General features: G+C 71.4%; 23 protein-coding genes. 2 read left to right on the plus strand and 21 right to left on the minus strand.

What is annotated here, in order from left to right:
• Positions 1-14: 14 nt before the first annotated feature.
• From J2X63_RS00075 to infC, 9 genes are all read right to left on the minus strand, one after another.
• Entirely contained in the window at positions 15-929 is a 915-nt protein-coding gene (locus tag J2X63_RS00075) for an amino acid ABC transporter permease (protein WP_309972624.1), read from the minus strand.
• The gene (locus J2X63_RS00080; RefSeq protein WP_309972625.1) at positions 926-1,573 is read right to left on the minus strand and encodes an amino acid ABC transporter permease; all 648 of its coding nucleotides are present in this window, start codon (positions 1,571-1,573) and stop codon (positions 926-928) included. The genes J2X63_RS00075 and J2X63_RS00080 overlap by 4 nt, the downstream gene beginning before the upstream one ends.
• 68 nt (positions 1,574-1,641) lie before the next feature.
• Positions 1,642-2,505 (minus strand): glutamate ABC transporter substrate-binding protein, encoded by an 864-nt coding sequence (locus J2X63_RS00085; protein ID WP_309972626.1) that lies wholly within the window; start codon positions 2,503-2,505, stop codon positions 1,642-1,644.
• 52 nt (positions 2,506-2,557) lie between these two features.
• Positions 2,558-3,346: an amino acid ABC transporter ATP-binding protein gene (locus J2X63_RS00090; RefSeq protein WP_309972627.1), complete on the minus strand. Its 789-nt coding sequence runs from the start codon at positions 3,344-3,346 to the stop codon at positions 2,558-2,560.
• A gap of 69 nt (positions 3,347-3,415) precedes the next feature.
• Complete coding sequence (locus tag J2X63_RS00095) at positions 3,416-4,228, minus strand: RNA methyltransferase (protein WP_309972629.1); 813 nt, start codon at positions 4,226-4,228, stop codon at positions 3,416-3,418.
• Positions 4,229-4,263: 35 nt separating this feature from the next.
• Complete coding sequence (locus tag J2X63_RS00100) at positions 4,264-5,655, minus strand: NAD(P)/FAD-dependent oxidoreductase (protein ID WP_309972631.1); 1,392 nt, start codon at positions 5,653-5,655, stop codon at positions 4,264-4,266.
• A 130-nt stretch (positions 5,656-5,785) separates the two neighbouring features.
• On the minus strand, positions 5,786-6,172 hold the full coding sequence (rplT, locus tag J2X63_RS00105; RefSeq protein WP_309972633.1) for a 50S ribosomal protein L20: 387 nt from the start codon (positions 6,170-6,172) through the stop codon (positions 5,786-5,788).
• A 32-nt stretch (positions 6,173-6,204) separates the two neighbouring features.
• Positions 6,205-6,399: a 50S ribosomal protein L35 gene (gene rpmI / locus J2X63_RS00110; protein WP_309972635.1), complete on the minus strand. Its 195-nt coding sequence runs from the start codon at positions 6,397-6,399 to the stop codon at positions 6,205-6,207.
• Positions 6,400-6,453: 54 nt separating this feature from the next.
• On the minus strand, positions 6,454-7,074 hold the full coding sequence (infC, locus tag J2X63_RS00115; RefSeq protein WP_309977739.1) for a translation initiation factor IF-3: 621 nt from the start codon (positions 7,072-7,074) through the stop codon (positions 6,454-6,456).
• A gap of 272 nt (positions 7,075-7,346) precedes the next feature.
• Between infC and J2X63_RS00120 the strand changes: the two genes are divergently transcribed.
• Positions 7,347-7,697, plus strand: coding sequence for a DUF1844 domain-containing protein (locus tag J2X63_RS00120; RefSeq protein WP_309972637.1), 351 nt, complete (start codon positions 7,347-7,349; stop codon positions 7,695-7,697).
• 3 nt (positions 7,698-7,700) lie between these two features.
• Here J2X63_RS00120 and J2X63_RS00125 read toward each other — a convergent pair whose 3' ends face one another.
• From J2X63_RS00125 to J2X63_RS00165, 9 genes are all read right to left on the minus strand, one after another.
• Positions 7,701-8,477 (minus strand): DNA-formamidopyrimidine glycosylase family protein, encoded by a 777-nt coding sequence (locus tag J2X63_RS00125; RefSeq protein WP_309972638.1) that lies wholly within the window; start codon positions 8,475-8,477, stop codon positions 7,701-7,703.
• Positions 8,464-13,089: a DEAD/DEAH box helicase gene (locus J2X63_RS00130; protein ID WP_309972640.1), complete on the minus strand. Its 4,626-nt coding sequence runs from the start codon at positions 13,087-13,089 to the stop codon at positions 8,464-8,466. Before J2X63_RS00130 ends, J2X63_RS00125 begins: the two co-directional genes overlap by 14 nt.
• A 46-nt stretch (positions 13,090-13,135) precedes the next feature.
• Complete coding sequence (locus J2X63_RS00135) at positions 13,136-14,551, minus strand: pyridoxal-dependent decarboxylase (RefSeq protein WP_309972642.1); 1,416 nt, start codon at positions 14,549-14,551, stop codon at positions 13,136-13,138.
• Positions 14,552-14,651: 100 nt separating this feature from the next.
• Positions 14,652-15,515 carry an SseB family protein gene (locus J2X63_RS00140; RefSeq protein WP_309972644.1) on the minus strand — a complete coding sequence of 288 codons (864 nt, stop codon included), beginning with the start codon at positions 15,513-15,515 and terminating at the stop codon, positions 14,652-14,654.
• Positions 15,499-16,245: a bifunctional 1-(5-phosphoribosyl)-5-((5-phosphoribosylamino)methylideneamino)imidazole-4-carboxamide isomerase/phosphoribosylanthranilate isomerase PriA gene (gene priA / locus J2X63_RS00145; protein ID WP_309972646.1), complete on the minus strand. Its 747-nt coding sequence runs from the start codon at positions 16,243-16,245 to the stop codon at positions 15,499-15,501. The genes J2X63_RS00140 and priA overlap by 17 nt, the downstream gene beginning before the upstream one ends.
• A gap of 96 nt (positions 16,246-16,341) precedes the next feature.
• Positions 16,342-16,980, minus strand: a complete 639-nt coding sequence (gene hisH / locus J2X63_RS00150) for an imidazole glycerol phosphate synthase subunit HisH (protein WP_309972648.1) — start codon at positions 16,978-16,980, stop codon at positions 16,342-16,344.
• Positions 16,977-17,591, minus strand: coding sequence for an imidazoleglycerol-phosphate dehydratase HisB (gene hisB / locus J2X63_RS00155; protein ID WP_309972650.1), 615 nt, complete (start codon positions 17,589-17,591; stop codon positions 16,977-16,979). Before hisB ends, hisH begins: the two co-directional genes overlap by 4 nt.
• A gap of 9 nt (positions 17,592-17,600) precedes the next feature.
• The gene (locus tag J2X63_RS00160) at positions 17,601-18,746 is read right to left on the minus strand and encodes a histidinol-phosphate transaminase (protein WP_309972652.1); all 1,146 of its coding nucleotides are present in this window, start codon (positions 18,744-18,746) and stop codon (positions 17,601-17,603) included.
• Positions 18,747-18,792: 46 nt separating this feature from the next.
• Positions 18,793-19,173 carry a LysM peptidoglycan-binding domain-containing protein gene (locus J2X63_RS00165; RefSeq protein ID WP_309972654.1) on the minus strand — a complete coding sequence of 127 codons (381 nt, stop codon included), beginning with the start codon at positions 19,171-19,173 and terminating at the stop codon, positions 18,793-18,795.
• A gap of 265 nt (positions 19,174-19,438) precedes the next feature.
• Between J2X63_RS00165 and lexA the strand changes: the two genes are divergently transcribed.
• A complete protein-coding gene (gene lexA / locus J2X63_RS00170) occupies positions 19,439-20,116 on the plus strand; it encodes a transcriptional repressor LexA (RefSeq protein WP_309977742.1) in 678 nt (225 codons plus the stop codon).
• 30 nt (positions 20,117-20,146) lie between these two features.
• On the opposite strand, the gene J2X63_RS00175 is transcribed toward lexA, so the two are convergent.
• The 3 genes from J2X63_RS00175 to J2X63_RS00185 all read right to left on the minus strand — a co-directional run bounded on the left by J2X63_RS00175 (position 20,147) and on the right by J2X63_RS00185 (position 24,405).
• Positions 20,147-20,914: an alpha/beta fold hydrolase gene (locus tag J2X63_RS00175; protein WP_309972657.1), complete on the minus strand. Its 768-nt coding sequence runs from the start codon at positions 20,912-20,914 to the stop codon at positions 20,147-20,149.
• Positions 20,915-21,064: 150 nt separating this feature from the next.
• Positions 21,065-23,410, minus strand: a complete 2,346-nt coding sequence (metE, locus tag J2X63_RS00180; protein WP_309972659.1) for a 5-methyltetrahydropteroyltriglutamate--homocysteine S-methyltransferase — start codon at positions 23,408-23,410, stop codon at positions 21,065-21,067.
• A complete protein-coding gene (locus J2X63_RS00185) occupies positions 23,407-24,405 on the minus strand; it encodes a methylenetetrahydrofolate reductase (protein ID WP_309972661.1) in 999 nt (332 codons plus the stop codon). Before J2X63_RS00185 ends, metE begins: the two co-directional genes overlap by 4 nt.
• Between the last annotated feature and the right edge of the window lie 74 nt (positions 24,406-24,479).

A 24,479-nucleotide genomic window follows, 5' to 3' on the forward strand; every position in this document is an offset into this window, starting at 1 on the left:
CCGGGCGTCTGTCGCTATGGCCGCCTGGACTCGCGCGCCGCAGCCGTCGCCTCGGCGACCAGGAGCGCTTGGCTGGCGTCCTCGGGGTCGAGTCGCTTGCCCGCCGACTGGCTCGACGTGCGCTTCGAGAGCCAGCGCGCGAACCACGACAGCAGCAGGTTCATGGTGAGGTACAGCACGAGCGTGACCACGAAGAGCGAGAACAGGTAGCGGTTGCCGTAGTAGCTGCCCAGCACGTTCATGTTGGTGCGCAGGAGTTCGCTGTAGCCGACGATGTAGCCGAGCGACGTGTCCTTCAGGAGCACCACCAGCTGCGCGACGATGATCGGCAGCATCTGCCGGAACGCCTGCGGGAACTCGACGAGCATCTTGGACTGCAGCGGGCGCATGCCGAGGCTGAGCCCCGCCTCGCGCTGGCCGCGCGGGAGGGCGGCGAGGCCGGCGCGGAGGGCCTCGCCGATGAGCGCGCCGTTGTACAGGCTGAGCGCGGCGACGACGGCCCAGAAGGCGCCGGTGTTGAGCACCAGCAGGATGAACAGCATCATCAGCAGCACGGGCATGCCGCGGAGGAACTCGAGCACGACCGTGGTGGGGATGCGGATCCAGGCCGCCTCGGCGCTGCGGAGCAGGGAGAAGAGGATGCCGAGCGCGATCGCGAAGACCGATGCGACGAGCGCCGCCCGCAGGGTGGCGAGCACGCCGTCGACGATGATGAACTGCCAGACCTCGGGATCGGCGAAGATGTCCCAGCGACTGGGGTCGAAGAACCCCGGAAGCGTGATGCCGCCGCTCTCGCGGGGCTGGGCGAGCGTCCAGATCATCCAGACGATGCCCGCGATGATGACGACGCCCGCGACGATCGACGCGATCAGCGAGATCCGGCGCGCCTTCGGGCCGGGTGCGTCGAAGAGGACCGACGAGCTGCTCATCGCTGCACCACCCACTTCCGTTCGAGCTGTCCGGCGAGGATGCCGAGGGGCACGGTGATCACGAGATAGAGCGTCGCGGCGCCGAGGAGGATCGCGATCACCGCGTCGCCGTTCGCGTTCGCGAGTTCACGCGTCGCCGCGAAGAGCTCGAAGACGAAGAATCCGCCCGCCACCGAGGTGTTCTTGGTGAGCGCGATGAAGACGTTGATGAGTGGTGGGATGGTCATGCGGAAGGCCTGCGGCATGACGACGAGCCCGACCGTCTGGGTGAATCCGAGCCCCACGCTGCGGGAGGCCTCGGCCTGGCCGATCGGCACGCCGTTGATGCCCGAGCGGAGCGCTTCGGCGACGAACGGCGAGGTGTACACCGACAGGCCGATCATGGCGGCCGTCACGTAGGTGAGCTCGGAACCGAGGTAGGGCAGGATGATCGCGCAGAAGAACAGCACGAGGGTCAGCGGCGTGTTGCGCACGAGCTCGGTGTAGACCGTGGCGAAGACCCGGAGCGAGCCCACGGGCGAGATGCGCATCGACGCGATGATCGTGCCGATGACGAGTGCCGCGATGCCGCTCACCACGAGCAGCAGCAGGGTCATCCTGAAGCCCTCGAAGTAGGTCGGCAGGTTCTCGATGACGGCGTCCACGAGTCTCCGTTCCGGTCGGTTGGGGGTGGGACGCGGCCCGGACGATGGTCGCCCGGGCCGCGCTCCGATCAGTAGCGGTCGACGGCAGGCGGGTCGACGTAGGGCAGCACCGCTCCGGCGGTGGACTCCCACGCCTGCTCGTAGCGCCCGTCTTCGTAGGCCTTCTCGAGCACGTCGTTGATCCACATGCGGAAGTCGGTGTCGTCCTTCGCGAGGCCGATGCCGTAGGGCTCCTCGGTGAACGGCTTGCCGACGACCTTGAACTCGCCCTCGTTCTGGGCGGCGAGGCCCGCGAGGATGACGTTGTCGGTGGAGACGGCGACGACCTGGCCGCTGCGAAGCGGCTCGAGGCAGTTGCTGTACGTGTCGGTCTCGATGACCTCGGCGCCGAGCTCCTTGAGGTTCGCCGCGGGCGTGGACCCGGTGACCGAGCAGACGGGCTGGCCGACGAGGTCTTCCTCGCTCTCGATGTCGTCGTTGTCGGCGAGCGTCAGGATCGACTGTCCGGCCATGTAGTACGGACCTGCGAAGGAGACGACCTCCTTGCGCTTGTCGTTGATCGTGTACGTCGCCACGACGATGTCGACCTGGCCGTTCTCGATGAAGGGCTCACGGTTGGCCGACACGGTCTCGGTCCACTCGATGTTCTCCTCGTCGATGCCGAGCTCGGACGCGATGATCTTGGCGATCTCGACGTCGAACCCCTCGGGGTCGCCCGACGGGCCCTTGAGTCCGAAGAGCGGCTGGTCGAACTTCGTGCCGACGGTGATCTTGCCCGCTTCCGAGAGCTTGGCCATCGTCGTGCCGGCCTCGAACGTGGGCGCCGCCGTGGGCGTCTCCTCCGCCGTGTCTCCGCCGCCGCCTGCGCAGCCCGCGAGCACGAGCGCCGACGCGGCTGCGGCCGCGACGAGTGCGAATCTCATCCGTTTCATGTCTCTGCCTCTTCTCTCTGGGTGGTTCCTCGCCGCTCGTGGCAGCGCAGGTCTAGTGCTCGAGGATCTTCGAGAGGAAGTCCTTCGCGCGATCCGACTCGGGATGGTCGAAGAATTGCGCCGGCGCGGCCTCCTCGACGATGCGTCCGTCGGCCATGAACAGCACCCGGTCGGCCGCCTTGCGCGCGAAGCCCATCTCGTGGGTCACGACGATCATCGTCATGCCGTCTTGGGCGAGCCCGACCATCACGTCGAGCACCTCGTTGATCATCTCGGGGTCGAGCGCGCTCGTCGGCTCGTCCATGAGGATGAGCTTCGGGTTCATCGCGAGCGAGCGGGCGATCGCGACGCGCTGCTGCTGGCCCCCCGACAGCTGCGACGGCATCTTCTTCGCCTGGTTCGCCACGCCGACCCGGTCGAGGAGCTCCATGGCCTTCGCATCGGCCGCCTTGCGGGACTGCTTCTTCACGCGGATCGGGGCGAGCGTGATGTTCTCGAGCACGGTCTTGTGCGCGAAGAGGTTGAACGACTGGAACACCATGCCGACGTCGGCGCGGAGCTTCGCGAGCTGGGCGCCTTCCTCGGGAAGCCGCTCGCCGTCGATGGTGATGGTGCCGGAGTCGATGGTCTCGAGCCGGTTGATGGCGCGGCACAGCGTGGACTTGCCCGAGCCGCTCGGCCCGATCACGACCACCACCTCGCCCCGATTGACGGTGGTGTTGATGTCGTTCAGCACATGCAGGTCGCCGAAGTGCTTCTCGACGTGGTCGATGACGACGAGGGGTTCGCCGCGACGCACTGAGATGTTCGACGTCGGCGGCGCCGGCTGGGTTGGCTCCATATCCCCCAAACTAGGGGGCGCGGCATCCGGGCGACAACCAACGACGCGGCGGTTCGGTGCGGTGGTTACCTATTCGTGACCCGCGCTGCGCTGTGCGAAGGCGCTCTCGTACAGGCAGACGGATGCCGCGGTGGCGAGGTTCATCGACTCGGCGTGACCGTAGATCGGCACGGTCACGACACGGTCGGCGAGGGCCAGTTGCTCGTCCGGCAGGCCGTGCGCCTCGTTGCCGAACAGCCAGGCGGTCGGACGCTCGAGGACGCCCTCGCGGCGGGCGGACAGGAGGTCGTCGCCCTTGACATCGGCGGCCAGCACCGTGAGCCCCGCCGCCCTCGCGCGCTCGAGCACGTCCTGCAGGTCGGCGCCGACCGCGACGGGCACGTGGAAGATGGAACCCGTCGAGCTGCGCACCACCTTCGGGTTGTACAGGTCGACCGCGCGGCCCGTGAAGACCACCGCGTCGGCGCCCGCGGCATCCGCTGCTCGCACGATCGTGCCGGCGTTGCCGGGATCCCGCACCTCCTCGAGGATCGCCACGAGCTTGGGCGACGCCCCGAAGACGTCCTTCACCGCAGTGGGGAACTGCCGGCACACCGCGATGAAGCCCTGCGGCGTGACCGTGTCGGCCATCGCGTCGAGCACTTCCTCGGTGACGAACTCGAGGTCGAGGCCCTCTTCGTCGGCGGCGCGAGCGATCTCGGGATGGCGTTCGACCGCCGTCGGCGTCGCATACAGCTCCACGACGAGGTGCGGCCGGAACCTGAGGGCCTCCGCGACCGCCTGCGGGCCCTCGAGGAGGAACAGCCCGCTCTCCACCCGAGCGGACTTCTTCGCGAGCTTGGCGACCCCTCGGACGCGCGGGGACCTGGGGTTCTCGAGCATGATGCAAGTCTATGGGGCGCCCTCGGAGGGCCTGCCTACGCAGCGAGGAGTCGCCGTGCCGCGAGGCCGATCAGCGCACTGTAGGTCGGGTAGGCGAACTTCACGCTCGCCAGCGTCGCCACGTCGACCCCGGCCGCCATCGCCGTGGTCACCGACTGGATCACCTCGACCGCGTTCTCGCCGACGGCGTGCGCCCCGAGGATGAGCTCACGACGTCGGTCGGCGATCAGGAGCAGGAAGCCCCGCTCGCGATCGTCGATGACGGCGCGCTCGAGCTCCGAGTAGTCGACGCGGCTGACGACGCACCGCGGGTCGCGCTCGCGGCACTCGGGCTCGGTCAGCCCCACGCCCGCGTAGTCGGGGTCGGTGAATCCGCCGGCGGGGAGCAGGTGGTGAGGGGTCCGCCGGTTCGCGCCGAGCACGGCGTTCTCGGCGGCCGCCTCGCCCTCGAAGTGCGCAGCCTGCACCAGCATGTCACGGCCGGTCGCATCGCCGACCGCGAAGATCTGCGAGACGGAGCTGCGGAAGTACTGGTCGACGACGATCGACGATCGTTCGACCCGGACGCCGATCGCATCCAGCCCGAGGTCGTCGACCCGCGCCGGCCAGCCCGTCGCCATCACCACGGCGTCGAAGGCATCGGATTCCGGCGCGGCCGCCGCCCGCCAGTCGAGGTCGAGCCGCCCGTCGTCGCGCCTGCGGACCGCGTCGACGCCGTCGATGCCGACCCGGACGCGGATGCCGTCCTCCTCGAAGGCCGCCGCGACCGCCTCCGAGATCGACGGGTCGGAGGCCATCAGCACCCTGGGCGCGACATCGAGCAGCGTGACGTCCGAGCCGAAGGCGGCGAACACGGTGGCCAGCTGGGCGCCCGTGTTCCCCGCGCCGATCACCGCCACCCGGTCGGGAAGCCGCGGAAGGTCGAGCACCTCGTCGGGAACGGTCGCGAGCTCGGCCCCGGGGATCGGAAGACGCCGGGAGTGCCCGCCGACGCAGACGATGATCGAGGCCGCCTCGATGCGGCGCCCGCTCTCGAGGACGAGGGTGTGCTCGTCAGCGAAGGTCGCCCGTCCCTCGAGCAGGAGGTCGATGCCGGCCTCGGCGAACCGCTCCGCCTCGCGCTTGATCGACCGGACCCGGTCCACCGTGCTCCGCACCCGGGCGACCGTGGACGGCCAGTCGATGCGCTGCCGTGACACCGTGATGCCGTACTCGTCGGCCGTGCGCACCTCGCGCATGAGGCGGGCCGTCTTCGCGAGCACGCGCGTCGGCACGCAGCCCGAGTTCACGCAGGTGCCGCCGGTGCGGTCCGCCTCGAGCACCACCACGCCGGCACCCAGCTCGGCCGCCCGCAGTGCCGCGGCCGTGCCGGCCGGCCCCGCCCCGATGATCGCCACGTCGTACACGTCGGCGGATCCCACACCCATCCAGCTGCTCCCGTCGTCGGATTCGATCCAGTCTCGACAGTCTCGCATCGGCCGGGGTCCGCGGGCGGAACAGACGACGAACGGCCCGGCACCCCAGGGGTGCCGAGCCGTTCGTGACGGAGGACGCGCCTTACGCGGCGGTCTTCGGAGCCGAGGTGTCGGCCGGGAGCGCCTGCTTGGCGGTCTCGACGAGTGCCGCGAAGGTCGTGGGCTCGTTCACGGCGAGCTCCGCGAGGATGCGGCGGTCGACCTCGATGCCCGCAAGGCCGAGGCCCTGGATGAGGCGGTTGTACGTGAGGCCGTTCGCGCGCGAGGCGGCGTTGATGCGCTGGATCCAGAGGCGACGGAAGTCGCCCTTCTTCTTGCGACGGTCGTTGTACGAGTAGACGAGGGAGTGGGTGACCTGCTCCTTCGCCTTGCGGTACAGACGCGAACGCTGGCCGCGGTAACCCTCGGCGCGCTCGAGGATGACCCGGCGCTTCTTGTGGGCGTTGACCGCCCGCTTCACTCTTGCCATGACTCTGTTTCTTCCTTAACGGGTCTCGCGGCTCAGCGGCCGAGAAGCTTCTTGATGACCTTGGCGTCGGGGGCCGACACGACCTTGTCCTGGTTCAGACGGGCCTTGCGCTTCGAAGCCTTGAGCTCGAGGTTGTGGCGCATCCCGGCCTGCTGCTTCTTGATCTTGCCGCTGCCGGTGATCTTGAAGCGCTTCTTGGACCCGGAGTGGGTCTTCTGCTTCGGCATCTGGTTGTTCTCCTTGGTTCTGCCGCCAACTCGTGGCGGACGGGGGTGCTTGGCCTACGCCTCGGTGGCGTCGGCCGACTGCGTCTCGGGCTCGTCCGGGGCATCCGCCGCCGGTCGCACCTTCGCCGCAGCACGCTGTGCATTCGCCTCGGCCTTGGCCTCGGACTTGTTCTTCAGGGGCGCGATGACCATGACCATGTTGCGGCCGTCGATCGTGGGGTTGTGCTCGACCGTGCCGAACTCCGCCACGTCCTCCGCGAAGCGCTGCAGGAGGCGGACACCCATCTCGGGGCGCGACTGCTCGCGGCCCCGGAAGAGGATCATGGCCTTCACCTTGTCGCCGGTCTTCAGGAAGCCGACGGCGCGCTTCATCTTGGTCTCGTAGTCGTGCTTGTCGATCTTGAGGCGGAACCGAACCTCCTTGAGGATCGTGTTCGCCTGGTTGCGCCGGGCCTCTTTCGCCTTCTGCGCAGCCTCGTACTTGTACTTGCCGTAATCCATGATCTTGGCGACCGGAGGCTTGGAGTTCGGTGCGACCTCGACGAGATCGAGATCGGCCTCCTGCGCGAGCCGCAGGGCCACCTCGATCTTCACGACGCCGACCTGCTCTCCGCCAGGTCCCACGAGACGGACCTCGGGGACGCGGATACGGTCGTTGGTACGGGGATCGCTGATGCGTGTACTCCTCTACTCAAGCTGTTTCGCTCGACGGGAGGCGGATGCCGCCCGTCGACGAGAGCGGAAGATCCACGCAGGCTCGCACGGAATCACACCGGCAAATCACTGCGGCACCCTGTCTACTCCCCCGCTGCTGGTCACCCATCAGCGTGGAAGCGGAGTGCAATCGACCCGGTAACCTTGATGAAGCGGTATGCGCGGGTGGGAGAATCTCCACTTTCGTACCGGGGACTGGCCCCGGGCCCGCAGTAGTCTAACAGAGGAAGTCCGTGAGCGACAGTTCAGCCGAGTCCACCGTCGAGGGCGCGACCCGTGACATCGCCGAGGTGCCCGCCGTCGAGATCATCACGACCGCCGCCGTGCACCTCATGAGCGCCGCCGCCGTGAAGGTCGGGCTCGCCGACGACCCCGACCAGCAGGTCGACCTCGACGAGGCGCGCAAGCTCATCAACGCCCTCGCCGGGCTCATCACCGCGGGAGCCCCCGAGATCAGCGACATGCACGCGCGGTCGCTGCGCGACGGTCTGCGTTCACTGCAGCTCGCCTTCCGCGAGGCGTCGGTCATCCCCGATCCGATCGGCCAGGGCCCCGGCGAGAAGTGGACCGGCCCGGTCACCTGACGGTCACCGCTGGCAGTTCGGACACCACCACGAGTCGCGCAACTCGACGTCGTTGCGACCGAGCAGGCCGTGCTCGATGCGCGTGCCGCAGCGCCGGCACGGCTGCCCGGCGCGCGAGTACACCCAGAGCCGTTCGCCGCGACGGTCGACCCCGGTCGTGGTGCGGGCGATGCGATCGCGATTGGCTCGGATGACCCGCGACGCGAGGTCGACGAGCGGTGCGGCCTCCACCTCGCCGGCCGGCCTGGTCGGGCGGATGCCGCGGAGGAAGCACAGCTCGTTGACGTAGACGTTGCCGAGCCCGGCGAGGTTGCGCTGATCGCCGAGCGCCACGGCGATCGGCACGTCGGGTGCGGCTTCGATGCGCCGCACCGCCTCGACGGCATCCCAATCGGCGCCCAGCAGGTCGGGGCCGAGGTAGGCGAGCCGAGCCGCCTCCTCGGCGGCTGGGAAGACCTCGACGAGTCCAAGGTCGAACCCCACGGCCACGGCCGTCGGCGTCTCCACGATCGCACGTGCCTGCCACGCGGGCCGGCGCCACTTCTCACCTGGACGGTGCACCCGCCACTCGCCCTCCATCTTCAGGTGCGTGTGCAGCACGGCGTCGCCGATGCGCATCAGCAGGTGCTTGCCGCGACTGGCCACGGAGTGCACCGTCTGGCCCGAGAGGTCGACGGTCGCGAAGGCCGGCACGCGGATGTCGGTACGGCTGACGGGCTGCCCGGCCAAGGCGGCATCGAGCCGGCGCGCCGCCTGGTAGACGGTGTCACCCTCTGGCATCGAACCGGAGTCCCCTCGGCGTCTCGCGGAAGCCCGCGGCGCGCAGCGCCGGCTCGAGCACCGATCCGTAGACGACCTGCCCGTTGACCGTCTCGATGCGGAGCCTCGGCGAGCCGGCGCGGCTGAGCGCCTCGGCGAGCGCGGCCGCCGCCGCGGCCAGCGCGTCGACGTCGTCGGTGAAGACGAGCGTGGTGCGACCGCCGCGCTCGAGGTAGAAGACGGCCTCGCCGTCGACGATCGCGACGAACGCGCCGCCCTTCCGCGCCGGGCGGTGGCCACCCTCCCCCACTTCCGGCCAGTCGAGGGCGGCGCCGAACGGGTTCGCGGGGTCGGTGGCGGCGAGGGCGACGGCATGGCCGCGCGGGGCGCTGCGAAGGCGATCGACCGCGGACGTCGAGGCGAACTGGGCACCGCCCTGCCCGTCGATGAAGTAGCCGCGTCGCACGCGCCCGGTCTCCTCGAAGCCCGAGAGGGAGCGGTAGGCGAGGGCGAAGCCGCCGAGCACGCCCTCGGCGACGACGGAGCCTCGCGTCACCACCCCGTAGCGCTCGAGGAGCGTCTCGCCGAGCGCGTGCGCTCGCGGCGTGGCGGCTGAGCTCGCGAGGGGCAGCACGGCCCAGCGGCCCGCGACCTTCGGCGGATTCGCGCGGGCGGTCGCCGTGCGGGCGGACTGCACGCTCGCGGCGAGCGAACGGCGGGACAGCGACCCGCCCCGCAACCTCGCCCTCGGTGTGGCCGCGGCGGTCTTGTGCGCGCCGCGTCCGGCCACGAGTCCGCGAAGCGGCGCGAACGTGTCGTTGGTCACCAGGCCGCCCCAGGCGAGACGCCAGAGCGCGTCGATGACGGGTTGCTCGTCGCTCGCGCCGACGGCCTCCACCAGCTGCCGGAAGAAGTAGCCGCCTCCCCCGCCGAGCACCGCGAGGAGCTCGGTCTCGAGCGGATCGAGCGGCGCGGCCGCCGGGGCGGGGAGCGTGAGCTCGGCCGTCTCGGCGAGATGCAGGCTCACCCAGCCGTCGTCACCGGCCAGCGATCCCTGCCCGGTCCACACCACCTCGCCCGAGGCGGTGAGCTCGTCGAGCATGGTCGGCCGGTAGTCGGCGACTCGTGCCGGGAGCACGAACGACTCCCACGCCGACGCGGGGATGCGGGCCCCCTCGAGCTGCTCGATCACGGCCGCCAACCCGTCGACGCCCCGGAGCCGCCCGCCCACGTGCTGCCAGTCGGGCAGGAATCGCGCATACTCGCGCGGCGCGACCGGCTCGACCTCGTTGCGGAGCGCGGCGAGCGAGCGGCGGCGGATGCGGCGCAGCACCTCGCTGTCGCACCACTCGGCGCCGGCGCCGTGCGGCAGGAACTCGCCCTCCACGACGCGGCGCTCCCCCGCGAGCCTGGCCAACGTCGAGGTCGCGACGACGGGCCCGATGCCGAAGCGTGCCGCGACCGCGTTGGCAGTGAACGGCCCGTGGGTGCGGGCGTACCGGCTCACGAGGTCGCCGAGAGGATCGCGCACGGGCTCGCCGAACACCTCGGGCAGTCCGGGCGGGATCGGCACCCCGAGGGCGTCGCGCAGGCGGCTGAGGTCTTCAACGACCGCGAACCAGGTCGTGCCCGCGAAGCGCACCTCGGCCACGCGTCGAGCGCCGAGGAGCGTCGCCAGGGCCGCCGCGGCATCCGTCTCGCCATCGGATCGCACGGCCACTTCGGCCGCCGTCAGCGGCCCCAGCTCGCGGAGCAGGTCGGCGACGCCCTCGTCGCCGCGGGCGGCGCGATCGGGGACGAGCCGCTGCAGCATCCGCTCCGTCTCTTCGACCACCTCGGGGTCGAGGAGCTCGCGCAGCTCGACCGTGCCCAGCAGCTCCGCCAGCAACGCGGGATCGAGCGAGAGCGCGGCGGCACGGCGTTCGGCGAGCGGCGCATCGCCCTCGTACATGAAGGCGCCCACGTAGCCGAAGAGCAGGCTCGAGGCGAACGGACTCGCCGTCTCGGTGGTGACCTCGACGAACCGCACCCGGCGCGCCGCGACGCGCTCGGTGAGGCTCGTGAGCGCCGGTAGGTCGTAGACGTCTTGCAGGCACTCGCGCACCGCCTCGAGGATGATCGGGAAGTCGGGGAAGTCGCGCGCGACCTCGAGCAGTTGCGACGCACGCTGCCGCTGCTGCCAGAGCGGCGAACGCCGGCCCGGGTTGATGCGCGGCAGGAGGAGCGCGCGTGCGGCGCACTCGCGGAAGCGTGACGCGAACAGGGCCGAGTCGCCCACGCGCTGCGTGACGAGCTCGACGAGCTCGGCCGACTCGAAGGTGAACAGCTCGGCACCGGGTGGCTCGTCGGACGTGTCGGGCATGCGCAGCACGATGCCGTCGTCGCTCGCCACCGCGTTCGCGTCGACGCCGAAGCGCTCCTGCACGCGGGCGCCGGCGGCGAGCGCCCACGGCGCGTGCACCCGCATGCCGTACGGCGAGTGCAGCACGATGCGCCAGTCGCCGAGCTCGTCGCGGAACCGCTCGACGACGAGGTTCGTGGCGTCGGGCACGACACGAGTGGCGGCCTTCTGGTCGGCGATGAACGCGACGAGGTTGGATGCCGCGCGCTCGTCGAGTCCGGCGGTGCGCGCTCGTGCCACGCCCGCGTCGGGTGCCGCGTTGGCCAGTTCGGTGACGAAGCCGCCGATGGCCTCGCCGAGCTCCGCCGGCCGGCCGATGCCGTCGCCCTTCCAGAACGGGAGGCGGCCGGGCTCTCCGAACGCCGGTGCCACGAGCACGCGGTCGTGCGTGATCTCCTGGATGCGCCAGCTCGTCGCTCCGAGCGCGAACACGTCACCGACCCGGGACTCGTAGACCATCTCCTCGTCGAGCTCGCCGACGCGGCGGCCGGGGCCGGCCTCGCCGATCATGAACACGCCGAACATGCCGCGGTCGGGGATGGTGCCGCCGCTCGTGACCGCGAGCCGCTGCGCGCCGCGTCGCCCGACGATCGTGCCGGCGTCGCGGTCCCAGACGATGCGGGGCCGCAGCTCGCCGAACCGGTCGGAGGGGTACCGACCGGCGAGCAGGTCGAGGGTCGCGTCGTACGCCGATCGGGGCAGTGTGGCGAACGGCGCGGCGCGGCGCACCAGGTCGAACCAGCCCTCGACGTCCCACTCGTCGACGGCGGCGGCCGCGATGGTCTGCTGCGCGAGCACGTCGAGCGGGTTGGTCGGCACCCGCATCGCCTCGATCGCGCCGGCGACCATGCGCTCGGCGACCACGGTGCAGTGCAGGAGGTCGGCGCGGTGCTTCGGGAAGACGACGCCCTTGGAGATCTCGCCGACCTGGTGCCCGGCGCGCCCGATGCGCTGGAGCCCGCTCGCGACCGACGGCGGCGACTCCACCTGCATCACCAGGTCGACCGCGCCCATGTCGATGCCGAGCTCGAGGCTCGACGTCGCCACCACGCACCGCAGGCGGCCGGCCTTCAGGTCGGCCTCCACGAGCGCACGCTCCTCCTTGCTGACCGAGCCGTGGTGGGATCTCGCGAGCACGGGCGCAGCCCCGCCGGTGATGCCCGACGCGCCGACCGCCTGTGCCGGAGGGCGTCGCACCGGCAGCGGACCGTCGGCCGCCTCGGCGGGCCTGAGGCCATCGCCCGCCCCGACGGCCACCGGCTCCACCGCCTCCACGGGGTCCAGCGCGCCGACCGATCCGAGGGCCGTCAGCTCCGCCATCGCCTCCACGGGCTCGGCCTGCCGCTCGGCCCACAGCTCGTTCAGCCGCGCGGTGAGCCGCTCCGCCAGGCGACGCGAGTTCGCGAACACGATCGTCGACCGGTGGGCGAGCACCTCGTCGAGGATCGCCGCCTCGACGTGCGGCCACACCGAGCCCGACCCCGACTCGGTCGCGAGGTCGGACAGGTCGTCGACCGGCACCGTCACCCGGATGTCGAACCGCTTGCCGCTCGGCGGCGCGACGATGCTCACCGGACGCGTGCCGGCGAGGAACCGCGCCACCTCCTCGTGGGGACGGACCGTGGCCGACAGGCCGATGCGCTGCACCGGACTCGCGGTGATCGCGTCGAGCCGCTCGAGGGAGAGCGCGAGGTGCGCACCCCGCTTCGTGCCGGCGAGGGCGTGGATCTCGTCGACGATCACCGTCTCGACGCCGCGCAGGGTCTCGCGCGCCGCCGACGTGAGCATGAGGAACAGCGACTCGGGCGTCGTGATGAGGATCTCGGGCGGGTGCGCCACGAGCGAGCGCCGTTCGGCCGGCAGGGTGTCGCCCGAGCGCACGCCGACGCTCACCTCGGGCACCTCGAGTCCGTGCGCGGCCGCGGTGCGGGCGATGCCCACGAGCGGTGCGCGCAGGTTGCGCTCGACGTCGACGCCGAGGGCCTTCAACGGCGAGAGGTAGAGCACCTTCGTGCCCGTCGTCTCGGCATCGGCTCCGGACGCATGCAGCCGGTCGATGGCCCAGAGGAATGCGGCGAGGGTCTTGCCCGACCCGGTCGGGGCCACGACGAGCGCGTGGTCGCCGCGTGCGATCGCCCCCCAGGCCTCGCGCTGCACGCTCGTGGGCGCGGTGAACGACTCGGTGAACCACGCCCGGGTCGCGGGCGAGAACGCGTGCAACGCCTCGGCCATGCCTCCATTCAACCGGATGCCCCTGACGTCGGGCTCGGAACAGCCGTCACCCCTGCTCGGCCCGCACCGAGGCGAGCGCGCGCGCGACGGCGTCGACCGTGCGGCGCACCTGCGCGGCATCCGTCTGCCAGTTGCTCACCGAGAACCGCACGACCGCCCGGTCGTGCCACCTCGAGGTCATCGCGAGCACCTCCCCGTCGTCCCAGAGCCGTGCGCTGAGCGCTTCGGTCGCCGCGCCGCTGTCGAGGGCGATGCAGACCTGCGTGAACACGACGTCGTTGAGCACCTCGACGCCGGGCAGCGCCGCGACACCCTCGGCGATGCCGCTCGCGGCATCCGCCAACCGCTCGACGAGCGCAGCGACTCCCGACCGGCCGAGCGAGCGCAGCACCGCCCAGGTGGGCACGCCCCTCGCCCGCCGCGAGAGCTCGGGCACCTTCTCGTGCGGGTCGGCGCCGACCTCGGTCGCCTGCAGGTAGCTCGCCTGCATGCTGAGCGCGCCGTGCATCGGCCGGGCATCGCGCACGATCGCGAGGCCGCAGTCGTAGGGCACGCTGAGCGTCTTGTGGGCGTCGGTCGACCACGAGTCGGCGGCCTCCATGCCGGCCGTGAGAGGTCGCAGCCGCGGCGAGGCGGCCGCCCACAGGCCGAATGCGCCGTCGACGTGGACCCAGGCACCCGCCTCGTGCGCCGCCGCGATCGCCGGCCTGAAGTCGTCGAACGCGCCCGAGTGGATGTTGCCGGCCTGCAGGAGCACGATCGCCGGCCCGGAGCCCGCCGCGAGGGTCTCCCGCAGCGCGTCGACGCGGATGCGACCCTGCTCGTCGCTCGGCACGACCACCGGGCTCCCGAGCCCGAGGTACCTGCCGGCGAGGTCGACCGTGCCATGCCGCTCCTCGCCCACGATGAACCGGATCGGCGGTCCGCCCGCCATGCCGGCGGTCTCCACATCCCAGCCGGCGTCGCGGAGCACCGCGTCGCGGGCGGCCGCCAGGCACGTGAACTGCGCCATCGTGGCGCCCGTCACGAACCCGACCTGGCTCCCCTCCGGAAGCCCGAGCAGGTCGACGACCCACTCCTCCGCGAGCTCCTCCACCGCGACGGCGCCCGGGGTGATGGTGCGCAGTGCGGTGTTCTGGTCCCAGGTCGACACCAGCCAGTCGGCGGCGAGCGCCACCGGCTGCGTGCCGCCGATCACCCAACCGAAGAAGCGAGGCGAGCCGATGGCGATCATGCCCGGCTCGGCGCCCTCCGCGAGCCGCTCGATCACCTCGGTCGCGGGCTCGCCCGACTCGGGCAGTGCACGACCGAGGCGGTCCTTGATCTCCTCGAGGCCGAGCCTCGGCGGGATCGGCCGCTCCCCGACGCGCGACAGCCATTCTCGTGCGTACCGATCGGCGATATCGAGCACGGGTCCGTAGGCTCCGTCGGCATCGGCGGGCTGCTCGTTCGGGTCGACCACGTGACACCTGCGATTCCGCGCGCGCGGGCGCGCCTCCTCGATTCTGCTCCGGCCGCGACATCCGGTCAACGAAGCGGATGCCGCCAGCGCACCTCGGAGCTCAGACCGCCGTGGTGGCGTCGGGCCCGGCGACGATCCGAACCGTCAGCGAGTCCACGAGGGTGGCGATCGCGTCGTCGGCGGCCCAGCGGGCGGCCAGCCGCTGGAGCACGGCGTCGAGCTCGGGCCGGCTGAGGCCGGAGACGAGCGTCAGGCGCACGACGAGCTCGGGCCCGGCGAGACGGGCGTCGGGATCGCCGGGCAGCAGGTCGACGCCGAGCACGGCGAGCTCCGTCGCGATCGTGCGCTCGAAGGCGTCGCGCACCTCGACCGAGTCGAACGGCGGATGCCACGGCTGCGACTGCGCCACGGCCCAGACCGCCGGGCGGCGCAGCACGAACTCGCTCGGCGAGCCCGGGTCGAGCACCACCAGGTCCGTCCCGTCGTCGGCTGCGGCGAGCGCCACCCGCACGCCGTCGGCCGGCACCGGACGGGCGCTGGGATTCCATCGCGACATCGCCTCGACCGAGGCGAACACCGGCAGCACGCGGCGCCCGTCCGGGCCCTCGACCGTGACGATGGAGAGCTCCTGGCTCTTGTCGATCGCGAGGCCGTGCTCGCCGATCTCGGTCCCGCCGTCGCCGAGCTGGGCGAGGAGTGGGATCAGGAGTCGGGACCGGCCGAACTCGGCGACCACGTCACCCTGCCCGCCGTCGCCGGAGCGGAACCGGCGGATGGCGGCGGCGAGTCGTTCGGGAGCGCGGCCGTCGTCGGCGGCGTGCGCGTTCGGCTGGAACGAGCGGCCCGCCCACGGCACGCCCGCCGAGTCGGCGGCGTTCGGCCTGGAACCCGCCGGCGCGGCATCCGCACCGCCAAGCCCGTGCCCGTGCCCGTGCCCGTGCTCGGGGTCAGTGCCCGGCGACATCCAGCGCCTCGGGCAGCGTGAAGGCGCCCGCGTACAGCGCCTTGCCGACGATCGCGCCCTCGAGGCCGAGCGGCACGAGCTCGCGCAGCGCGGCGATGTCGTCGAGGCTCGAGATGCCGCCGGAGGCGACGACCGGGCGGTGCGTGCGATCCATGATCTGGCGGAGCAGGTCGAGGTTGGGGCCCTGCAGCGTGCCGTCCTTCGTCACGTCGGTCACCACGTAGCGGGCCGCGCCCGCCTCCTCGAGCCGGTCCATCACGTGCCAGAGGTCGCCGCCGTCCTGCGTCCAGCCGCGTGCCGCGAGCGTCGTGCCGCGCACGTCGAGCCCGACGGCGACGGCTTCGCCGTACTGCGCGATGACGGATGCCGCCCACTCGGGGTTCTCCAGCGCGGCGGTGCCGAGGTTGATGCGCTTCGCGCCGATCTCGAGGGCGTGCTCGAGCGACTCGTCGTCGCGGATGCCGCCCGACAGCTCGACGTTCACGCCACGGACCTGGCGGATGACCTTCTTCAGGATGCCGGCGTTGGATCCCCGACCGAATGCCGCGTCGAGGTCGACGAGGTGGATCCACTCGGCGCCCTGGTCGGCCCAGTCGGTCGCAGCGTCGACGGGGTCGCCGTAGTTCGTCTCGGTTCCCGCCTCGCCCTTCGTGAGGCGCACGGCCTTGCCGCCCGCCACGTCGACCGCCGGAAGCAGCACCAGACGGGGGGTCTTGTTGAACTCGCTCATCACTGTCCTCGTATCAGTGGCTGTGAAGCGCCACAGCGGCACAGTCACAGCATCCTAGCGCCGCCGCGGCGAGGCCGTCGGCGGATGACGCCCCGCTCAGGCGAGCGAGCCGAGCCAGTTCCCGAGCAGCCGGATGCCGGCTTCGGCGGACTTCTCGGGATGGAACTGCGTCGCCGTCAAGGGGCCGTTCTCGACGGCGGCGAGGAACGGCGCACCGTGTTCGGCCCAAGTGAGCCGGGGCTTCGGGAACGGCGGCATGACGTCGAGCAGCCACTGCTGTGCGGCATACGAGTGCACGAAGTAGAAGCGCTCGCGCTCGATGCCGTCGAAGAGCACGGAGCCCTCGTCGGGGCGAACGGTGTTCCAGCCCATGTGCGGCAGCACGGGCGACGGCAGCTCGGAGACGACGCCGGGCCACTCGCCGAGCCCCTCGGAGTCCACCCCTCGCTCGACGCCGCGCTCGAAGAGCACCTGCATGCCCACGCAGATGCCGAGCACCGGGCGGCCACCGGCGAGCCGGCGGTCGATGATCTCGTCGCCGCGAACGGCACGCAGTTGCTCCATCACGGCGGCGAAGGCGCCGACGCCGGGCACGAGGAGGCCGTCCGCCTCGAGGGCGGCGGCCCGGTCGGCGGTCACCTGCACCTCGGCGCCCGCGCGTTCGAGCGCCTTGGCGGCCGAGTGCACGTTGCCCGAGCCGTAGTCGAGCACGACGACGCGCTTCGCACCCGTCACAGCGCGCCCTTGGTCGACGGGATGCCGGTGACGAGCGGGTCGAGCGCCTTCGCCTGGCGGAACGCCCTCGCGAACGCCTTGAACTCGGCCTCGGCGATGTGGTGGGGATCGCGACCGCCGAGCACCGTGACATGCACGGTGAGCCCGGCGTTGAACGCGATGGCCTCGAAGACGTGGCGCACCATGGAACCCGTGAAGTGACCGCCGATGAGGTGGAACTCGAAGCCCGCGGGTTCGCCCGTGTGCACGAGGAACGGGCGTCCCGAGATGTCGACCACGGCCTGCGCGAGGGCCTCGTCGAGGGGCACGAGGGCGTCGCCGTATCGCGAGATGCCGCGCTTGTCGCCAAGCGCCTCACGGATGGCCTGCCCGAGCACGATGCCCACGTCTTCCACGGTGTGGTGCACGTCGATCTCGATGTCGCCGCGCGCCCGCACCGTGAGGTCGGTGAGCGAGTGCTTGGCGAACGCCGTGAGGAGGTGGTCGTAGAACGGCACCGAGGTCTCGATGTCGCTCACGCCCGTGCCGTCGAGGTTCACCGACAGGTCGATGCTGGACTCGCTCGTCTCGCGCTGCACGCGGGCGGTGCGCGGTGCGCCGGGAGTGGTCATGCCGTCATCCTATTCGGGGGTCGATGCCGGAGTCGTGGCGGTGCTCGCCGCCGGGGTAGCCGCGGCGCTCGCGCGGGTCGACGGAGCGAAGTTCGCGATCGCCTCGAGAAACGCCGTCGTCTCGGCCTCGGTGCCGGCGGTCACGCGCAGGCACCCCGGGAGGCCGATCTCGCGGATGAGGATGCCGCGGTCGAGGAGCGCCTCGAACACCGCGTGCGGGTCGTCGACCCCGCCGAACAGCACGAAGTTGGCGCCGCTGCGGTAGGGGCGGAATCCGAGGTGCTCCAGCTCACGTGCGATGCGCTCGCGCTGCCCTCGGATCTCGTCGACCATCGCCAGCATCTCGTCGGAGTGCGCGAGTGCGCCGAGCGCCGCGGCCTGCGTGAGCGCCGAGAGGTGGTACGGGAGGCGCACGAGGCGCAGGGCATCTACGACGGCAGGGTCGGCGGCGAGGTAGCCGACCCGCGCGCCGGCGAACGCGAAGGCCTTGCTCATGGTGCGCGAGACGAGCAGCCTCGGCCGCCCCTCGAGCAGGGTCAGGGCGCTCGGCGTGCCGGGGTCGGCGAACTCGATGTACGCCTCGTCGACCACCACGATGCCTCGCGCGGCATCGGCGACCGCCGTGATCGTGTCGAGGGACAGCGGCGTGCCGGTCGGGTTGTTCGGCGCGCAGAGCAGCACGACGTCGGGGTCGTGCTCACGGATGGCCGCGACGGCGGTCCCTGGGCTGAGCTCGAAGTCGTCGTCGCGCCCTGCGGTGATCCATCGCGTGCCGGTGCCCGATGCGAGGAGGCCGTACATCGAGTACGTGGGTGCGAATCCGAGCACCGAGCGGCCCGGGCCCCCGAACGCCTGCAGGATGTGCTGCAGCACCTCGTTCGACCCGTTGGCCGCCCAGATGCGGTCGACGTCGAGCCCGTGGCCGAGGTAGTCCGCCAGCGCGCGACGCAAGGCGGTGAACTCCCGATCGGGATACCGGTTGAGGCTGAGGATCGCCGCGGCGACGCGTGCAACGATGTCGTGCGCGACATCCTCGGGGATCGGATGCGTGTTCTCGTTGACGTTCAGGGCGACGGGCACCGTCTTCTGCGGTGCGCCGTACGGCGTGCGGCCGCGGAGATCGTCGCGGATGGGCAGGTCGTCGAGGCTCGTCACCAGTCCATGCTAGCCACGCGGTGGCAGGCGCCACGGCCCCGTGACGTCATGGAACGACGGGAAGCGCGAGCCGCTGGCCCGGCTCGACGACCGCGTCGTCGAGGCCGTTGAGTCGCATGATCTCGTCGACGAGCTCGCGCGGATCCCCCTGCGGCGCGAGGGACTCGGCAAGGGCCCACAGCGAGTCGCCCTGGCCGATCGTGACGTACTCGAACGACGTTGCTGCCCGTGCGGCACCCGAATCGGCCGCCGCGCCACCGGAACCGAGGACGGCGACCAGCGCCCAGACCACCAACGGGAGCGACGCCAGCCCCGTGAAGACCGCCCTTCCCCGACGGGTCAGGCGAAGCCGGGTGGCGGCCGGCGCCTCGATCGGCTGCGGGCGCACGGAAGTGCCGAGCCGGTTCGTTGCGATCACTGCACTCATCTCACACCTCCTGATGAGTCGCATCCGGCCCTCGGCCGGGAGGGCCGGATGCGAAGCTCTGTTCCGAATATATCTTCGAATGTTCGAAGCTGCAAGCGTCGACTCGTCGTGCGTGGTGCCGCCAAATTGCGCGACACACTCGAACGAATGTTTGCCGCACCGACATCTGCCGGATACAGTTTCGAATGTTCGAACACAGTCGATCAGACACCACCGACATCCGGCCGCGAGGTCGCAACGAGGGGCGGAGACGTTGAGCACCGACATCGACGGAACGCGCACGGCGGGCGGCCAACGCCGCCGCAAGAGCCTGAGCGCGAAGCAGGTCGCCATCCTCGAGGTCATCCAGCGTTCCGTGTCGAGCCGTGGATATCCGCCGAGCATGCGCGAGATCGGCGACGCGGTGGGACTCTCCTCACTGTCGAGCGTGACGCATCAGCTCAACCAGCTCGAGCTCGCCGGATATCTTCGGCGCGACCCCAACCGTCCCCGAGCCCTCGAGGTGCTCATCGAGCTGCCCGGGGCACCCGGACGCAACGCCTCGGCGGGCGAGCCCGTGCAGGTGGGCGACGCCGCCATGGTTCCCCTGGTGGGGCGCATCGCCGCCGGCATCCCGATCACCGCCGAGCAGCAGATCGACGAGGTGTTCCCCCTCCCCCGTCAGCTCGTCGGCAAGGGCGACCTCTTCATCCTCAAGGTCGTCGGCGACTCCATGATCGATGCGGCGATCTGCGACGGCGACTGGGTCGTGGTGCGATCGCAGCGCACCGCGGAGAACGGCGAGATCGTGGCGGCCATGCTCGACGGCGAGGCGACCGTCAAGGTCTTCCGGCAGCGCGACGGCCACACGTGGCTGCTCCCCCGCAACACCGCGTTCGAGCCCATCCTCGGCGACCAGGCCGAGGTCCTCGGCAAGGTCGTCGCCGTGCTCCGCGCAGTCTGACCAGGGTTCGGCAGACCCTGCAGCTCCCGCTCAGGCGGCCGTGAGCACTCGGTGCGTCGCGGCCTTGGTGGCCGGTGCACCGAGCCCGTGCAGCCACCCGAACACGGTATCCATGAAGCCTGCGTGGTCGTCGCGGAACACGGTGTGACCGGTTCCCTTCACGGTTGCGACGGTCATGCCCCGGCTTCGCATCTGCGCGGCGACTCGCTCGGTGATCAGGAGGCTCTTCTCGGCGAGCACGACGAGGCTGGGCGCCACCAGTCGGGCGGGCGGCACGAGCGACCTCGTGTCGAGGAATCCGAGGATGGTCCGCTTGTCCCAGTCGCGAAGCGTCGCGACCTCGATGTCGACGTCGACCGCGCTCCAGCGGGGGTTCATGCGCACGAGTGCCGATCTCCGGGGCCGCGGGGCCACGGCGAAGAACGCCTTGAACGCCCAGCCCTTGACTCCGGTGGGGAACGAGAACGCCGGGTCGATGTAGATGGCTGCGCGGGGCGCCAGGCGGTCGGCGACGAGGCTCGCGACGAGGCCGCCGAGCGAGTGGCCCATGACCACGTCGGGCGCCCGGTCGAGCATCGGCTCGACCGTCTCCGCGACGTCGTGCGCCCAGGCCGCCGGCGAGTAACGACGCGCCCGGGGACTGCGACCATGCCCGGCGAGGTCGACCGCGAGCACCCGATATCCGTGCGCGTGGAGCTCTGCCGTCACCCGGTGCCAGGCCCGTGAATCGGACATGATCCCGTGGATCAGCACGGCGGTCTTGGCACCTTCGCCGGATTCGTGCACTGCGAGTCGCATGAGGTCGACCGTACGGGTCGCACCTGTGGGCTGCCCGGGCAGCACATGGGGATCCCCCGAGTGCGACGATGCGCCGTGCGACGTGGCGCTGAACGACGACGCCGGTCGGATGCCGCGAGCTCGCGACATCCGACCGGCGTGCGTTTCGTCCTACTTCGCGAGCGCGGGCTGGGGCAGCTCGGCGCGCACGGCGCGGGTCGCCTGGATGATGTGCTCCAGCGACGCCACGGTCTCCTCGTAGCCGCGGGTCTTCAGACCGCAGTCGGGGTTGACCCACAGCTTGGATGCCGGGATCTCCGCGACCGCCCGCTCGAGGAGCGACTGCACCTCGGCGGCGCTCGGCACGCGCGGCGAGTGGATGTCGTAGACGCCCGGGCCGATGCCGTGGTCGAAGCCGCTCGTCGACAGGTCGTCGACGACCTCCATGCGGCTGCGGGCGGCCTCGATCGAGGTCACGTCCGCGTCGAGGTTGCGGATCGCGTCGATGACCACGCCGAACTCCGAGTAGCAGAGGTGCGTGTGCACCTGCGTCGCCGCACCGGCGCCGCCTGTCGCGAGCCGGAACGAGCCGACCGACCAGTCGAGGTAGGCGGGCTGGTCGGCGAGCTTCAGCGGGAGCAGTTCGCGCAGCGCCGGCTCATCGACCTGGATGACCCGGATGCCCGCCTGCTCGAGGTCGCCGATCTCGTCGCGCAGTGCCAGAGCGACCTGGCGCGCGGTGTCGCCGAGCGGCTGGTCGTCACGCACGAACGACCACGCGAGGATCGTCACCGGACCGGTGAGCATGCCCTTGACCGGCTTCTCGGTGAGCGACTGGGCGTACGTCGACCACTCCACCGTCATCGGCGCCGGACGGGAGACGTCGCCCCAGAGGATCGACGGGCGCGTACAGCGCGATCCATAGGACTGCACCCAACCGTGCTGCGTGACCGCGAACCCGTCGAGGAGCTCGGCGAAGTACTGCACCATGTCGTTGCGCTCGGGCTCGCCGTGCACGAGCACGTCGAGGCCCAGTTCCTCCTGCAGGCGGATGACGCGTTCGATCTCCTCGCGCATGAGCCCGCGGTACTCGGCATCCGTCAACTCGCCCTTCAGCAGACGTGCGCGCGCACGGCGGATGTCGGCCGTCTGCGGGAACGATCCGATGGTCGTGGTGGGCAGCTCGGGGAGGTCGAGCGACTCCTGGGCGGCGACCCGCTCGTCGTAGGCGTCACGGGCGAAGTCGCGATCGGCGAGGCCGGCCAGTCGTGCACGCACCGAGGGCACGCGCACCCCGGGCGCACCGGCACGGTCGGCGAGGGCCGCGGATGCCGCGTCGAGCTCGCTCGCGATGGCCTCACGTCCCTCGGCGAGCCCCCGTGCCAACGTCGCGACCTGGGCGACCTTCTGGTCGGCGAACGCGAGCCAGCTCACGAGGCGCGGGTCGAGCTCGGACTCGTCCTCGACGTCGTGCGGCACGTGCAGCAGCGAGGTGGAGGTCGAGACGGCCACGTCGCCCGAGAAGGAGCGGAGCGCGTCGGCCCGCTCGAACGCGTGCGCGAGGTCGCCCCGCCAGATGTTGTGGCCGTCGACCACGCCCGCGACGAGGGTCTTCGACGCCAGCGACTCCTCGGTCGCCGGGTCGAGCTGCTCGGGCGCGGTGCCGCGCACGAGGTCGAGCGAGATGGCCTCGACGGGCGCGGCCGCCAGCGCGGGCAGCGCGTCGCCGAGCGCGCCGTAGGGCGCGGCCACGAAGATCGACGGCCGCTGCTCGGCGGAGCCCAGCTCGTCGTACGCCTGGCCGATCGCCTCGAGGACCCGGTCGCGCGACTCGTCGATGCTCTCGCTCACGAGCGCCGGCTCGTCGAGCTGCACCCACGCGGCACCGGCCGCCTGCAGCTCGGCGAGGAGCGCCGCGTACACGGGCACCAGGTCGGCGAGGCGGTCGATCGGCCGGAAGCCCTCGGGGGCACCGTCGGCGGCCTTCGCGAGGAGGAGGAACGTGACGGGTCCGACGATGACCGGGCGGGTGAGGAACCCCGCGGCCTTGGCCTCGGCGAACTCCGCGAGAATCCGGTCGGCGTGCAGGGAGAACGCGGTGTCAGGCCCGATCTCGGGCACGAGGTAGTGGTAGTTCGAGTCGAACCACTTCGTCATCTCGAGCGGCGCGTCCTCGCCCTCGCCACGGGCGATGGTGAAGTACCCGGCGAGGTCGACGCGGCCCGACTCGTCCTGCAGCCGGCGGAACCGCTCGGGCACGGCGCCCACCGCGATCGCGGCGTCGAGCACCTGGTCGTAGTAGGAGAACGACTCGGGGATGGAGGAGTCGTCACGGCCCAGGCCGAGGGCTGCGAGGCGCTCGCGCGTGGCCGCACGGAGCTCGGCGGCGGCGGCCTCGAGCCCGCTCGCGTCGATCGTGCCCGACCAGAAGGCCTCCACGGCCTTCTTCAGCTCGCGGCGGCGCCCGATGCGCGGGTAGCCCAGGATCGTGCCGGTGGGGAAGGAGTGTGCGGTCATCGTTCTGTGGTGTTCCTCTCGTTGACGAGTCGGTCGTTGACGCCGATCCCGAGCCGGTCGAGCACGTCGAGCACGGCCTCATGGCGGTTGAAGGTGTACAGGTGGAGGCCCGGTGCGCCGCCCGCGAGCACGTCGGAGGCGAGCCGGGTGGCGAATTCGATGCCGAGCTCGGCCTGCGCCGCGGCATCCGGTTCGATCTCGAGGTCGATCGCGAGGGACGCCGGCGGCTCGACGCCCGTGAGCTCGGTGAGCCGGGCGAGCCGGGCGGGCGTGGTGACCGGCATGATGCCGGGCAGGATCGGGATCGTCACCCCGCCGGCGCGGGCCCGGTCGACGAAGCCGAGGTAGTCCTCGGCGCGCCAGAACAGCTGCGTGATGGCGAGGTTGGCTCCCGCGATCTCCTTGGCGAGCAGCGTGTCGACGTCCTGGGCGACTCCGCGCGATCGCGGATGTCCCGTGGGGAACGTCGCCACCGCGACGCGCTCGGGCCTCGGCCGCTCACCGATCTGCCTGACGCCGGGCAGGCCCGGGATGCCGACCTGGCCGAAGGGCTCGCGCTCCTCCTGCACCCGGTGGATGAGCTGCACCAGCTCGGCTGCGCTGTCGAGGTCGCCGATGCCGGCGTCGGGAGAGGCGTCGGCGCCCGCGGGCGGGTCACCGCGCAGCGCGAGGAAGCTCGTGATGCCCGCGTCGAGGAACTCGCGCACCAGGCGATTGGCCTCGGCGTGCGAGGAGCCCACGCAGGTGAGGTGCGCCATCGGCTCGACGTCGGTGTGTTCGAGCATGTAGCGGAGCACGGTCAGGGAACGGTCGCGCGACGAGCCGCCCGCGCCGAACGTCACCGAGATGAACGCGGGATCCGCCTCGGCGAGCTTGTCGATCGTGCGACCGAGCGCGAGCGCAGCGGCATCCGTCCGGGGCGGGAACAGCTCGAAGGAGACCGGCGGGCGGTCCCGACAGTCCGCGCCTCCGGCGTCCGGTCCGGTCTGGGCCATGGTGCTCCTGCGTGGCGTCGCGTGCCGTTCGGCGAAGGCGCGGCAGGCCGCGTCCCCCGGCCGGATCGGCGGGT

Origin of the sequence: Agromyces sp. 3263 (genome assembly GCF_031456545.1) — a bacterium.
GTDB lineage: Bacteria > Actinomycetota > Actinomycetes > Actinomycetales > Microbacteriaceae > Agromyces.

Bases quoted from the DNA above. Each gene is read 5' to 3' on its own strand.
- J2X63_RS00075 (WP_309972624.1), bottom strand. From the start codon at position 929: ATGAGCAGCTCGTCGGTCCTCTTCGACGCACCCGGCCCGAAGGCGCGC.
- J2X63_RS00085 (WP_309972626.1), bottom strand. From the start codon at position 2,505: ATGAAACGGATGAGATTCGCACTCGTCGCGGCCGCAGCCGCGTCGGCG.
- J2X63_RS00090 (WP_309972627.1), bottom strand. From the start codon at position 3,346: ATGGAGCCAACCCAGCCGGCGCCGCCGACGTCGAACATCTCAGTGCGT.
- J2X63_RS00095 (WP_309972629.1), bottom strand. From the start codon at position 4,228: ATGCTCGAGAACCCCAGGTCCCCGCGCGTCCGAGGGGTCGCCAAGCTC.
- J2X63_RS00100 (WP_309972631.1), bottom strand. From the start codon at position 5,655: ATGGGTGTGGGATCCGCCGACGTGTACGACGTGGCGATCATCGGGGCG.
- rplT (WP_309972633.1), bottom strand. From the start codon at position 6,172: ATGGCAAGAGTGAAGCGGGCGGTCAACGCCCACAAGAAGCGCCGGGTC.
- rpmI (WP_309972635.1), bottom strand. From the start codon at position 6,399: ATGCCGAAGCAGAAGACCCACTCCGGGTCCAAGAAGCGCTTCAAGATC.
- J2X63_RS00125 (WP_309972638.1), bottom strand. From the start codon at position 8,477: ATGCCAGAGGGTGACACCGTCTACCAGGCGGCGCGCCGGCTCGATGCC.
- J2X63_RS00130 (WP_309972640.1), bottom strand. From the start codon at position 13,089: ATGGCCGAGGCGTTGCACGCGTTCTCGCCCGCGACCCGGGCGTGGTTC.
- J2X63_RS00140 (WP_309972644.1), bottom strand. From the start codon at position 15,515: ATGTCGCCGGGCACTGACCCCGAGCACGGGCACGGGCACGGGCACGGG.
- priA (WP_309972646.1), bottom strand. From the start codon at position 16,245: ATGAGCGAGTTCAACAAGACCCCCCGTCTGGTGCTGCTTCCGGCGGTC.
- hisB (WP_309972650.1), bottom strand. From the start codon at position 17,591: ATGACCACTCCCGGCGCACCGCGCACCGCCCGCGTGCAGCGCGAGACG.
- J2X63_RS00165 (WP_309972654.1), bottom strand. From the start codon at position 19,173: ATGAGTGCAGTGATCGCAACGAACCGGCTCGGCACTTCCGTGCGCCCG.
- J2X63_RS00175 (WP_309972657.1), bottom strand. From the start codon at position 20,914: ATGCGACTCGCAGTGCACGAATCCGGCGAAGGTGCCAAGACCGCCGTG.
- metE (WP_309972659.1), bottom strand. From the start codon at position 23,410: ATGACCGCACACTCCTTCCCCACCGGCACGATCCTGGGCTACCCGCGC.
- J2X63_RS00185 (WP_309972661.1), bottom strand. From the start codon at position 24,405: ATGGCCCAGACCGGACCGGACGCCGGAGGCGCGGACTGTCGGGACCGC.